This window comes from Bartonella sp. TT110JLCBS, from assembly GCF_042193405.1.
Classification (GTDB): Bacteria; Pseudomonadota; Alphaproteobacteria; order Rhizobiales; family Rhizobiaceae; genus Bartonella.
Genome location: NZ_JBHILT010000007.1, coordinates 1 through 14290 on the forward strand (window position 1 = coordinate 1; position 14290 = coordinate 14290).

The following is a 14290-nucleotide window of genomic DNA, read 5'->3' on the forward strand; positions in this document are numbered from 1 at the left end:
GAAAATAGCAACATAAAAATATAACTTTTTAGCAATATGGATTCTACTGTGATCTTTTTTCAACAAAATATAGAAAAATCTTCTATAAAACCTCACAGTTTATAGCCTCATCAAATATTATGCTTATCTCTAGATAAATACTGTGCGTCTGTAAAAAAAATATCCACCCTTATTTCAATAAATAAGGGTGGATGTTTTGTTCTATTTTCGTTGTTCGTATTATTTTATTTTCAGAGTAATTGCACCACCTATTCCCCAATGACCACCAGCACTCGTGGCAGAGAGATTAGAGCGGATTTTTCCGTTTTCAGATGTATAACCAGCACCAAGAGCAAATGCGGATTGCCCACGCCATGCGCCGCTACCAAATGAGACACTCAAAGATCCTGGCTCGTCGAAGTAACGTAGGTTGGATACTGCTAGACCAACGGCGGCTGCTTGCCTTGCCTCTTTGCGTACGCTCTTAATATCATAACTTAAAATATTAAACTTCATATCTGTATATCGGTCAGACCGATCAACAGCATCATCAATGGCATTAATAACAATATTATCCACCCGACTATCCGTATATTTTTTTGCATCATCGAGAACAATTTTCATCTGTTGCTGAGTGTAATCATGCAGTTGACCACCATTCACAGCTTCTTTCGAACCTTGTTCAATGCGACCATTGGCAACATTATCAATCATAACAGGTTCACTTTCGTTGCCACCTTTTAGAGTGATCTTATTGGTTTTTTTACCATCAGCATCTTTATCATAGTTAACTGCACCATCAGAAAGATTATTAACCGTGTTCTCAATATTATCAACTCTGTCTTCAATATTGAAAACCGTTTCACCAATATTCGTAACCGTAGTGGAAATATTGTCGACTCTGTTTTCAATATGCCTAATATCTTTTTCAACGCCAGTGATACGTTCGTTGGTCTCCCACAGCTGTCCACCATTGACTGCATCTTTTGAACCTTCTGCAATTTTACCATCTGCTACATTGATAATCTTACTTGGTTGACCATCATGGCTAGCGTCATAAGCTTTTTTCTGCTCATTCCAATTTAAACCATTGGACGAGACATTGTTTTCAACACTTTGAATACGGTCGTTTATCTTAGACATACTCTCACTTACGCCGTCAAAAGCACTGGCAACGTTATGATAATCCTTCTTTTCACCAGAGCTCCCGTCAGCCTTGAATTGTGCTATCTTGAAAGTAGGAGCAGTCCATTCTCCATTATTATAGCCAGCGCCACCACCAAAATATGCAGCAAGCTGATTACTCATCAAATAAAGTTGCGAACCATTTATAGCATCGGTTGAATTAGCAGAAATATCTCCATTGGCAAGAAACTTAATTTTGCTATTGTTTTTTTCCTCTCCATGCTGTGCTACAAATGCCTGCTCATCATTGCTCCACAACAAAGCATCCCCTTTGACTTCTTGTGTAATATCATTGATTTGTTGTGTAAAATTATTGACCACATTCGTGAGATGACTATTCACACTCTTCACATTTGCATCGAGACCACTCAAAGCTGAGCCAACATCATGATAATTGGCTTTTGCCACCTGACCATCTTCAACAATAACAGATAAACTATAGTTTGGTCCTTTAAAAGCACCATTTTCGAACGAGGCACCACCACCAAAATAATTTGCTATATCTCCAGATATTTTATTAATTTGGTTCCCATTGATCGCATCATGCGATCCTTGCGCAATTTTCCCATCTTTAACATTATGTAGAGCAACAGGGACTTGGTTATCCATCCCACCTAAAGTTACGCTACCATAATTAACGGTACCGTTTTCTTTATCATAAAGAACTGCAGCAGCACTTGTAAGATTAATATCATTAGAAATCTTCTCTATACTTTTATCAAGCTGAGCTTTGTTAACAGCTTCATTACCATTCACAGCTGCCTTCACACCAGAAATTGTCCTATCGTTGCCTGCATTATTTGCAATATTAATTATAGAACCTCCTGTTGCCTTACCTATGGTGATAGTACCTTCATTTTCCTCCTGCTTAACGAGGCTATTTTTTGTCGCATTCGCAATCTGATTTTGGATATTCGTGATAGAAGTATCAACAGCATTAAAAGCAGAACCAACATCATTATGAGAATTACCCTGAATTGTGTAAGTTGGTGCTTTACCGTTAGATACATCTGCACCTCCACCAAAATACTTTGATATATTTTTAGCAATTGTTGTCAGATTATTTGTAACAGTGATAACATTCTGATTAGTAGCAAAGAGCTGCGAACCATTCACTGCATCGGTTGAATCTTCAGAAATGTCTCCATTGGCAAGAAATTTAATTTTGCTATTGGTTTTTCCGTCTCCATGCTGTGCTACAAATGCCTGCTCATCATTACTCCACAATAGAGAATCTTTAGAAACACCCTCAATTTTCTGAGTAAATTCATTTGCTACATGTGTTAAGCGGCTATTCACATTGTTGATATTGTCATCAAGCCCTGTCAAAGCGTCACCAACATTATTATGGTCTTTAGATACTGCTACGCCATCTTCAGAAATGCGCGATAAATGATAGAGCGGACCGAACAAAATACCGTCGCTAAATTCCGCATTCCCACCCAAAATGTTTGCTACATCTCCAGATATTTTTTCAATCTGCCTACCATTGATCGCATCATGCGAATCTTCAGCAATTTTCCCATCTTTAACATTATGGAGGGAAACTGGTGCTGTAGTCTTATCACCACCCAAAGTTATGCTATTATAATTAACGGTATCGTTTTCTTTATCATAGAGAACTGCAGCAGCACTTGTAAGATTAATATCATTAGAAATATTCTCGATACTTTTATCAAGCTGGGCTTTGTTAACAGCTTCATTACCATTCACAGCTGCCTTCACACCAGAAATTATCCTATCGTTGTCTGCATTATTTGCAATATTAATTATAGAACCTCCTGTTGCCTTACCTATGGTGATAGTACCTTCATTTTCCTCCTGCTTAACGAGGCTATTTTTTGTCGCATTCGCAATCTGATTTTGGATATTCGTGATAGAAGTATCAACAGCATTAAAAGTAGATTCAAAATCATTATGTGGCTTACCCTGAATAGTGTAAGTGGGAGCCTTACCGTTAGATATATCTGCACCACCACCAAAATATTTAGATGTATTTTGAGAAATTTTTGCTAGATCATTCGTAACAGTGGTAACATTCTGATTAGTAGCAAAGAGCTGCGAACCATTTACTGCATCGGTTGAATCTTCAGTAATATCTCCATTGGCAAGAAATTTAATTTTGCTATTGGTTTTTCCGTCTCCATGCTGTGCTACAAATGCCCGCTCATCATTACTCCACAACAAAGCATCCCCTTTAACTTCTTGTGAAATATTTGTGATTTTTTCATTGACATCTTTTACCACATTCGTCAGATGCGTATTCACACTCTTCACATTCGCATCAAGACCACTCAAAGCTGAGCCAACGTCATGATAATTGGCTTTTGCCACCTGACCATCTTCAACAATAACAGATAAACTATAGTTTGGTCCTTTAAAGGCACCATTTTCGAACGAGGCATCACCACCAAAATAATTTGCTATATCTCCAGATATTTTATTAATTTGGTTCCCATTGATCGCATCATGCGAATCTTCAGCAATTTTCCCATCTTTAACATTATGTAGAGCAACAGGGACTTGGTTATCCATCCCACCTAAAGTTACGCTACCATAATTAACGGTACCGTTTTCTTTATCATAAAGAACTGCAGCAGCACTTGTAAGATTAATATCATTAGAAATCTTCTCGATACTTTTATCAAGCTGGGCTTTGTTAACAGCTTCATCATTTCGCTCTGCAGCTTTTACACCAGAAATTGTACGAGCATCACCAGATTTGTTTGCAACATTAATTTCTGTCCCCCCCGTTATCACACCAATGGTAATAGTACCTGCATCTCCTTCCTGCTTAACAAGGCTATTCTTTGCTGCATTAGTGATTTGATTTTGGATATTCGTGATAGAAGTATCAACAGCATTAAAAGTAGATTCAAAATCATTATGTGGCTTACCCTGAATAGTGTAAGTGGGAGCCTTACCGTTAGATATATCTGCACCACCACCAAAATATTTAGATGTATTTTGAGAAATTTTTGCTAGATCATTCGTAACAGTGGTAACATTCTGATTAGTAGCAAAGAGCTGCGAACCATTCACTGCATCGGTTGAATCTTCAGCAATATCTCCATTGGCAAGAAATTTAATTTTGTTGTTTTCTTTGTTTTCTCCATACTGTGCCAAAAATGCCTGCTCATCATTACTCCACAATAGAGAATCTTTAGAAACACCCTCAATTTTCTGAGTGAACTCATTAGCTACATGTGTTAAGCGACCATTCACATTGTTTATATTCTCATCAAGCCCTGTCAAAGCTGTACCAACATTATTATGGTCCTTAGTTACTGCTGCACCATCTTCAGAAATGTGCGATAAATGATAGTGCGGACCAAACAAGATACCGTCGTGAAAGTCCGCATCACCACCAAAAATACCTGCTATATCTCCAGATATTTTTTCAATCTGGCTACCATTAATTGCATCATTCGACCCTTTTGCAATTGTACCAGCTTGTACATTATGGAGAGAAACTGGTGCCGTAGTCTTATCACCACCCAAAGTCACGCTATTATAATTAATGGTGCCATCTGCATTTTTATCATAAAGAACCGCAAAGTTATTTGCTTCTTTAATGACCTTAATACTGTCCGTGATATCTGCAATTTCACCATCAAGTTGTTTTTTATTAACGGCTTCATCATCCTTAACTGCTTCTTTCACACCGGAAATTGCACGAGCATCACCTGATTTGTTTGCAATATTAATCTCTGTGCCTTCTATTTCCTTACCGATGATGATACGATTTGTCTCTTCTTCTCGCTTAACAAGGCTATTGCTTTTTATAGTGTCAACAACATCTGCAATCTGACCATCGAGCTGTTGTTTATTAACAGCGTCGTTATTGTTTACAGCAGCCTTCACACCGGAAATTATCCTATCTTCACCCAATTTGTTTGCAACATTGATTTCAGAACCACCTGTTTCTATACCAATGGTGATACGACCTTCTTCTCCACCATCTTGCTTAACAAGACTATTTGCTGCTATTTGATTTTTTATCTCTTGTAGCTGCGCAAAATTCACTGCATCATCAGGTTCTTCCCCAGCTGCCACTCCTGTAATCTGCTGATTGCCAGCATCAATACCATCCACAGTTATACCAGCCCCATTAGCAAACAGAATGCCATCATCACTTATAGAGCTTCTTCCAGCGGTAACTCGTTCCACTTTAATATTCTTAGCTAGATCAAATTTTACATTATTGTCTTCCTCACCTTTTATAATCGTAAGGTTGCCACTTGCCGCTGACAAATCTACAGTATCTTGTACACCAACAGCTTTAGCATTTTTACCCCCAATAGATAGCTGCCAACCTTGGTCTACGTAAGTTTTTAACGCTTTTAGCTGTGCAACATTAACGGCATCGGTAGAATAACTACCAGCAGCCACTCCTTCAAGCTGGCGTGTTACCTTATTTTTATAATCACCAATAGTCGCTGCATGCGCAGTACTTTTCCATACCTCACTGTTTTTATTTTTTTCGCTTAGCTCGATAGGACTGTAACCGCTAGCGCCAGCAAGCGATGTAGTCGAAGAACCGTCCCCAAGAACAACATTGCCATACGCCCGCGTTTCAGGCCCAGACCCTATAGCAACAGTTTCATCACCATCAGCCCTCACTCGTAAAGAATAAGCATTTACGAATGCATCTCTATTATCATCTTGGTTATTATATCCGGCATCTATTGCGATATTACCTAGTCCTAAAGCGTGCGCTGTAGAGTCTATAGCTACACTTTTCCCCTTTTCCGTATATTCCTCTGGATCTAAAATAACAGCGCCACCCACTGTAAAGATATTTTGCGCATCTTTCCATACAGACCTTCCGTCGACTGTTAAAACATTTATGACAGAATTTTCCCCCCCCATACCACTTGTATAATCATTATAAGCAGAAAGAGTACTTTGCGGATAAACCACGGCAGCATTCTTCACATTTTCAAGAGATGCTTTTGTTAAATCGAGATTTGCTGAAAAAACAGGAGCAGCATTCGATAAAAACAAGGCAACCGCAGTTCCCAACGAAGCTACTTTAAACAATGATGATCGACGATGTGAGCGAGAAAAACTCAAATCACGCAGATTTTGTGTAGTATATAATTTTTTCATAATACCCCCTTCATAATAATAGATTAAAAACACAAAAAAGGTATGCTCTAGAACTCTAAAGCTTTCTTATTTTCTTTGCGTGTTCCTGCTTTTACAGCGTGTTTTAGGACATAAATAAAATTAAGACATAAACTGTTGTTTCTACAGTGTCTTTAGAGGGTAATTAGGGGCAGGTTCGTGAAAGTCAATTTGAGGAAGGTAAAAAAATACTTAATATTAGAATGGATTTCGTTTTTCTATCAAAGGTTGTGTGTCGTTTTTAGCTTTGATCTCTTTGAAAGAGGTATAATTTTTTGTGCCTATTGATCATCCGCTTAGGCATCAGTTTATTTTTCGTGAATAAGATTTTTTTATTTCATAAGAGGATTTATGAAAGCTTTTTACTAAAATGCCCCATCTATATCCTTACTAATAGTAATGTGTCTCGTTGCTGTATCCTGTTTTACAAAAATACTCACTGCTACTTGTTCTTTTATTCCCTTCAGTTGTGAAAAATTTACTGCATCAATATTACTAGTTCCTTCTGCAATATTTGTTACTTTTTTACTTGCCGCATTAATACTACCGGTGGTTATTTGCGAACCATCAGTGATTACTAAGTCTGTTGCATCGACTGTTGTTTTCTCTCCTAATGTTATGCTTTTCAATGCTATATCATTCGCAAAACCAAATATGAGATTATTTTCATCGTCCTTATCTCTTTTAACTCTGAAGTTACTTCCTCCAGATAAAAAATTTATTGTACTATCTAGCACCTATATCTTTAGCTGCCTCACCAGAAATAGACAATTTCCACTCTTTTTTTCTTACGACTTCTTTTAAATCTTGCAACTGTCTCAGGTTCACCGCATCGGCAGGTTTGCTATCAGCTGCTACGCCTATAATTTGTCGCGTTATGTTCTTACTAGGAATACCAATACTTACTGCAAATTTCGTACTTTTCCATTGAGATTAGGTGTTTTTAGCCAGTCCTTGCAGAACAGACGTATCCCCAAAAACGCCAGCAGTCCTACCAGACACAGAGTTGTCCCCATTAGCCCCCCATCAACCATCACTTTCTTTAGAATAGGAATCTAAAGCGATACTTCCACCCCCTTTTGCTTTTGAATAGAAGCCCATAGAAATAGCTTCTTGAGCAAATGCATATGCACGGAGTGACCAAGAGCAATCGAACCATATTCTAAAGCTTTAGAAACAGCTCCTACTACTGTTGAATAATCACTCTTCGAAAGAGTATAATCATTTTCCCCGTGTTCGCTCTTCTTATTATATTCACCACCTACTGCGACACTGCTTTTCTCTAAAACATGAGCCATATTGCCTACAGCAACGCTCCATTCTTTTTCCGTTTGCGCTCCACTACCCTAAAGCAATACTTGTGTTTGGAGTACGTTGCATATCTGTAGAGCGTTGCATTATAAAGCATACGTTTAAAACTATACGAAAATAAAAGCTAAAACTGTCTTCTTTTAATAAAGGGTATATTCGTATTTACATTTCTTGAAGCATTTTAATAAATCAAAATAATAGCAATCAATTTTTTAAATCTTTACCATTAAGGTCTTTTATTCTCAACAAAAGTTGTCATAGGCTTTTTATATTCGGATTTTATATAATTACGGGAGTTTTATACATTTAGAATAGCTTTAGAGAGTTCTGGAAGAAAGTAAAAAATTTGCCCTTTTCTTAAATAAGAAAAAGGCAAATCAATTTTATGGATTTAGTCGTTTATTAGTTGAGTATCACATTAACCCCTGTACTTATACCCCAGTGACCTCCAGAAGTGGTAATTGACAAGTTGGAACCAATATCACCGTTCTCTGAAGTATAACCTGCACCAAAAGCAAAAGCAGATTGACTACGCCATAAACCACTACCAAATGCGATTGTTAATTTTCCAGGAATATCACTATAGCGTAAACCAGCTACCGCTAAACCAACAGCTGCTGCTTGTCTTGCCTCTTTTCGAACATCCTCAACAGCATAACTTAATGTCGAAAACTTCATATCCGTATACGAATTAGCCCCACTAACTCCATCTTTTACAAGATGAGAAATTTGCTCATCCGTATACTTATTGGCACTTTCAAGCACAAAATCCATCTTATCTTTTAATTGACCACCATTAACCGCTTCTTTCGAATCTTTTTCAACCCTTCCATCGGCTACATTGTCTATTAATACTGGAGAACTGTCATCTCCACCAACTAATGTAACTTTATTGGTCTTTTTGCCCGTTTCTTTATCTTTATCATATTGTACAGATCCCTCCGTAACTTTATTTTCAATATCCTTGACCTGATCTGTAATCATCTGCTGAGTTTCCCAAAGCTGTCCTCCATTCACAGCTTCTTTTGAATCTCTGTCTACCTTGCCATCCTCTACATTGATAATCTTACTTGGACTCTTAACACCCTGAGCATCAACATGAGATGCATCATAGCTTCCTTTTTCTTCATTCCAATTCAGACTATTCGAAGAGGTACCCTTTTCAACTTCTTTTATACGATCGTTGATAGTGCTCATGCTGTCATTAACAACATCAAATGCTTCAGAGACACTATTACGCTCCTCTTTATCACCTTTCGTACCATCCTTATTAAAGACCTGAACAGTGAATTTTGGTCCTTGCCAGTTTCCTTCCTTATCATAACCAGCTCCTCCACCAAAATATGAGGCAAATGTTTGTTGAAGAGTATAAATCTGACCACCATTAATCGCATCCGTCGAATCTTCTGATATCTTTCCTTTCGCAAGGAACGTGATCTTGCTGTTTTCCTTGTTACCTTCTTTCTCATGCTGTGCTACAAACGCACCTGCATCATCACTCCACAACAACGCATTTTGCTCAATGTTGTCTGAAATCTCATTATGAAGATTCTTGAAAACCTTATTTACACCGGCAAACGCGGCTGCAACGCTATCATAATCCTCCTCTTCAAAGCTTCCATCTTCTTGGAAAGTCATTATCTTGAAACCTGGAAGCGCCCAGCCATCACCATCATATTTAGCATCACCACCAAAATACTTTGCTAGCGACTGATTCAGATCATAAATCTGTCCGCCATTAACCGCATCACTCGAGCCTGATACTATAGAGCCAGCCGCAAGTGATGTGATCTTGCTTGCTTTTCTGTCATCACCTTTCCCATGCAGAGCGACAAAAGCTTTGTCACCATCGCTCCAAGATAAAGAATCTTGTGCAACTCCCTCTGAGACCTCCTTAATGCGAGCGTTCACATTCTTGATATTCTCATCAAGCCCTTTAAAGGCAGAACCAACATCGGTATGCGGTTTATCTGTTACTTCACCACCTTTATCAATACTGGATAAATTATAAGTTGGCCCTTTAAAAGCACCATCCTTAAATTCAGCATCTCCACCCAACAATTTTGCTATATCCATTGAAAGAATGTGAACCTGTCCTCCATTGATAACATCCGTTGAGTTTTCCGCAATCGATCCGGCGGCTACATTATGGAGCGCAACAGGTGTAGCATCCTTCCCTTTCCCAAAAGTTACATTTGTATAATCAGTTTGATTATCTGTTGTTTTATCGTAAAGAACAACAGAAGGGTATCAGAAAGATCCTTCAAACCTTTATCAAATTGTTCTTTGTTCACAGCTTCATTGGCTTTTTCTGCTGCCTTTACACCAGAAAGAGTTCGATCCTTACCACTCTTGTTTGCCATATTGATTTCACTACCTTCTACTCCTTTACCAATGTTGATAACATCTTCATTTTTCGTAACAAGAAGATTACTGATTACATCGCTGATCGCAGTTTGAACCTTTGTGAAAAGTTTACCCACACCTGAAAATGCATCTGATACATTCTTATAGCTTGATTCAGCTTCAGTGCCATCATCATTGATAATTTTTAGCTTAAAATCAGGAACTTTCAATTCCCCATCCTTATATTCAGCGTCATCAGAAAAATATTTTGCAACCTTATCGCCCAGTGAATAAAGTTGAGAACCATTTACGGCATCCATCGATTCTTTCGTAATATCTCCTACAGCAAGTGATGTGATTTTACTTGCCTTTCTGTCATCACCTTCCCCATGCTGGGCAACAAAAGCTTTGTCAGCATCGCTCCAAGATAAAGAATCTTGTGCAACTCCCTCTGAGACCTCCTTAATGCGAGCGTTCACATTCTTGATATTGTCATCAAGTCCTTTAAAGGCAGAACCAACATCGGTATGCGGTTTATCTGTTACAACACCTTTTTCATCAATATTCGATAATTTATACTCTGGTACTTTAAAGTTTTTGCCATCAAAGGATACACCTCCACCTAAAATTTTTGATAAATCCTCAGTGATTGTATGAAGCTGATCGCCATTAATCGCATCACTCGAAGCTGATATTATAGAACCAGCGGCAAGCGATGTGATCTTGCTGTTTTCCCTTTCTCCATCTTTTTCCCCATGCTTGGCTACAAAGGATTGTTCTTTACCATCCCACAACAGAGCATCGCCTTGGACAGATTCTTTGATATTCGTGACTTTGTCATTAAAATCATTAACGATGTTCTGCACATTCTTATTCACACTCTGGAAATTCTTATCAATTCCGTCAAAGGCTTCCGCTACATTATTGTAGGTTTTTTCTTCAACTTCAATTTCATTGCTCTCTGAGTTGAAAACTTTGAGTTTGAAGGTTGGTTTGTTCAATACGCCATTCTCATACGTAGCATCGCCGCCAAAATATTCTGCAACTTTGTTGCCCAGTGCATAAAGCTGGGAACCTGTTATAGTTTCGTGCGAATCTTTCTCTACCTTACCATCAGCGACATTAACAATCTTGCTCGCACCCTTCTCACCATGAGCAGCATTGTAGGCACCACCATCACCTACACTGCCATCCCAATTTAAACTATTCGAAGAGAGGTCATTTTCAAATTCCTTTATACGAGCATTCACATTCTTGATATTATCATCAAGTCCTTTAAAGGCAGAACCAACATCGGTATGAGATTTATCTGTTACTTCACCTTTTTTATCAATATTCGATAATTTATACCCTGGTACTTTAAAGTTTTTTCCATCAAAGGATACATCTCCACCTAAAATTCTTGATAAATCTCCAGTGATTGTATGAAGCTGACCACCATTAACGGCATCTGTCGAATTTGTGCTAAGATCTCCACCCGCAAGACGTGTTTTTTTTACCTGCAGCATCAATACCATCCGCTATTACTTTGGGACCATTTTCAATGGTTAATCCCGTTTTATCTAAAGTGACGCCTTTTAATTTTACACTGTTCAATGTGACATCTTGTGCCAAATCAAATGTTATTTTTTTGTCTTTATTGTCTGTTGTATCACTATTTTTAATCTCAAAGTTTTTGCTTCCAGAAACCAAATTTAATATATCACCCGGCTGAAAGTTTGAAACAGCCTTATCATTAAGAGAAAGTGTCCACCCTTGTGCTACAAATTCTCTTAATTTTTTCAGCTGTGCAATGTTGACGGCATCAGTGTCTGCATAACCCGCTGCTACACCTGTAAGCTGTCGTGTTATCTTATTCGGAGTATCACCAACACTAAAAGCTCCTTGAGTGCTCTTCCATATCACACCATCATCCGTTGACTGGCTCCCTATGGAAGGATCATAGCCAACTGCGGACACTGAGTTACGAGAAACAGATTTATAACCCACAGCAACACCACCCTCAGGAAGTACTTGTACATTTGAACCTAATGCCATACTATTTTTAGCTGTTGCGGCTGAAAGTCCACCTAATGCAATACTATTTTCACCAGATGCATTTGCAAAACCACCTAATGCGATACTATTTTCACCAGATACATTTGCAGAACCACCTAATGCAATACCATTGTCGGCAGTTGCACTTGAAAGCTTACCTATAGCAATACTTTCTTGCCCACCTTTTCCCTCACTGGCAGCAATTGTAATGCTCTCCGTTTCGGCATGCCATTTAAAAACACTATCATCAGCGGCTTTTTTAATCTCATTGTGAAGATTTACATAAGACTTACCCACACCCTCAAAGGCTTTTGCTACATTTGGAAAACTTTCTTCTTCAATCTCACTCGTCTCAGGATTTAAAGTTTTAATTTTGAACTCTGGATTATCCCATTGACCATTCGTAAATTTAACACCACCGCCTAAATATCCAGCTATATGGGTAGCTACAACATTCAACTGACTACCATTTACCGCCTCTTGTGAATCTGCACTAAGATCACCAGATGTAACACCCGTTACCTTTTTATTTCCAGCATCAATACCACCGGTGGTTATTTTCGGACCATCAGTAACTACTAAGCCCGTGGCATCGAAGGTATTTGTACCTGCTTTTAAGCTTGTTAACGTAATGTCTTGAGCCAGATCAAATTTTACTTTATTGTCATCTTCGCCCTTTGTAATATTTAGGTTGCTACTTCCAGCGGAAAAATCTACCGCGCTATCCATAAGAACAGTTGTTGCATTTTTATCTCCAACAGAGAATTTCCAACCGTTTTGTCTTACAACTTGTTCTAAGTCCTGCAACTGTCTAAGGTTCACTGCATCGGTAACATTAGAACCAGCAGCTACGCCTGTAATTTGTCTGGTTATACCCTTACTATCATCACCAACACTAACTGAGCCCCGCGTACTTTTCCATTGTGTCTCGATGTTTGTTGCAGGACCCTGCAACAAAGGAGTGTAGCCAAACTCACCAGCAGCCCTATCGGATATAGAATTGCTTCCTAGAGCAACACCTTCCGCAACCGTCACATTAGAGCTAGCGCCTATAGCAATTCCCTGCGGCGCCTGCTCCTGTGCATATGCATTGTACCCCATAGCAATCGCTTCATTTGCATAACTATGTGCTTTACTACCGAAGGCTATTGAAAAATCACCTAATGAAGCTGTTCTCTCTTTTTCATCATAACTATCGGTTAGAGAAGAGCCGATTGCAATGCTATTTTTAGTATTTCTACTACTACCAGCTAAAGCAGTTAAGCCGATAGCAATCCCTTGGTCAGCCTTCGTCTGCGCTACCTGCCCGTAAACAATAGCATCATGAGCTTCTCCCTGAGCTCGTTCACCATAGACGAGAGGATTACCCAAATTCTCATCCCTAGTTATCTGGTCTCCCTTTACAACTCCTGGAGTTAAAGCTGCTCTTGTTATTTTTTTACTTCCAACATTCATATCAATTGAACGTATCGAATCGCTGGTTTCTGCCAAAACATTCACTATAGGACTATAATCGCTTACACCAGTAAGAGTTTTGGTTAAAAAATTTGCATAGTCATCAGCAACACTTACCTTGGATGTCAAAGCAACATTCAGCGCTGTTAAATAATTTTCCTGTGATGAACTAGAAGAATCCAAATTATTCGAAAAAACAGGGGAAATACTGGCTAAAAGTGCCGCTATCGAAGTCAAGGATAGGACTTTAATAAAAGGAAAACGAGAAAATTTTAAATTGCTCCCTGCTAATTTTGTATATAATTTTTTCATAATGAACTCCCCAATGAAAGAAATAACTATAAACACAAAAAAGACACATTTAAACGCTATAGAGCCTTTTAAAGCTGTTTTTTCTAAATGTATTCAAAAATTTAGTACCTGACTGAAAAGATAAAGAAGTTGTTTTTAAGGTTAATGCGTTTTGCTCTTTTACATTTCCTAAGAAAGTAAATTTTTTTGTGGTGATTTGTTTTTTTAACTTTTAAGCTTATTGGTTGTTTTTTGCAAGGGATAGAGTTAATTTAGTATATTGTTTTATAACTTCTTCCAGTAAAATTGAAATACATTTGAATGTGTACTTTTATCTTAGTAGAAAACTTTTTAATAGATTTGTAGAGAGCAAAAGGGTTTTTTCTATCTGTAGAGTGCTACAGATTTTTCAGATTTAAAAATTAAAGAAGAAAATAATGAACTTATAATTTATGAAAAAACTTATTATCTTATTTTGAAATAAGAAGTTCATTTTGTTGAAAGTGTATAGGTTTTTTCTGTTTTTTAAACCTGTATTTGTCGTTATAGCGCTTAT

General features: G+C 38.0%; 5 protein-coding genes and 2 pseudogenes. All 7 read right to left on the bottom strand.

Annotated features, from left to right (window positions below):
- Positions 1 to 219: 219 nt before the first annotated feature.
- Positions 220 to 6276, bottom strand: a complete 6057-nt coding sequence (locus ACFILW_RS04325) for a Vomp family autotransporter (RefSeq protein ID WP_375685229.1) — start codon at positions 6274 to 6276, stop codon at positions 220 to 222.
- 383 nt (positions 6277 to 6659) lie between these two features.
- Positions 6660 to 7031 (bottom strand): hypothetical protein, encoded by a 372-nt coding sequence (locus tag ACFILW_RS04330; protein WP_375685230.1) that lies wholly within the window; start codon positions 7029 to 7031, stop codon positions 6660 to 6662.
- Positions 7032 to 7349: 318 nt separating this feature from the next.
- On the bottom strand, positions 7350 to 7592 hold the full coding sequence (locus tag ACFILW_RS04335) for a hypothetical protein (protein WP_375621938.1): 243 nt from the start codon (positions 7590 to 7592) through the stop codon (positions 7350 to 7352).
- A 415-nt stretch (positions 7593 to 8007) separates the two neighbouring features.
- Positions 8008 to 9117, bottom strand: a pseudogene (locus ACFILW_RS04340) (YadA-like family protein); the annotation flags it as partial.
- 171 nt (positions 9118 to 9288) lie between these two features.
- Positions 9289 to 9756, bottom strand: a pseudogene (locus ACFILW_RS11235) (adhesin); the annotation flags it as partial.
- A gap of 38 nt (positions 9757 to 9794) precedes the next feature.
- Positions 9795 to 11459, bottom strand: coding sequence for a hypothetical protein (locus ACFILW_RS04350; RefSeq protein WP_375685232.1), 1665 nt, complete (start codon positions 11457 to 11459; stop codon positions 9795 to 9797).
- Positions 11416 to 13755, bottom strand: a complete 2340-nt coding sequence (locus tag ACFILW_RS04355) for a hypothetical protein (protein WP_375685233.1) — start codon at positions 13753 to 13755, stop codon at positions 11416 to 11418. Before ACFILW_RS04355 ends, ACFILW_RS04350 begins: the two co-directional genes overlap by 44 nt.
- Positions 13756 to 14290: the final 535 nt, after the last annotated feature.

Excerpts from the sequence above, each read along its gene's own strand:
- ACFILW_RS04335 (WP_375621938.1), bottom strand. The coding sequence starts at position 7,592 with ATGGCTCATGTTTTAGAGAAAAGCAGTGTCGCAGTAGGTGGTGAATAT.
- ACFILW_RS04355 (WP_375685233.1), bottom strand. The coding sequence starts at position 13,755 with ATGAAAAAATTATATACAAAATTAGCAGGGAGCAATTTAAAATTTTCT.
- ACFILW_RS04325 (WP_375685229.1), bottom strand. The coding sequence starts at position 6,276 with ATGAAAAAATTATATACTACACAAAATCTGCGTGATTTGAGTTTTTCT.
- ACFILW_RS04350 (WP_375685232.1), bottom strand. The coding sequence starts at position 11,459 with ATGCTGCAGGTAAAAAAAACACGTCTTGCGGGTGGAGATCTTAGCACA.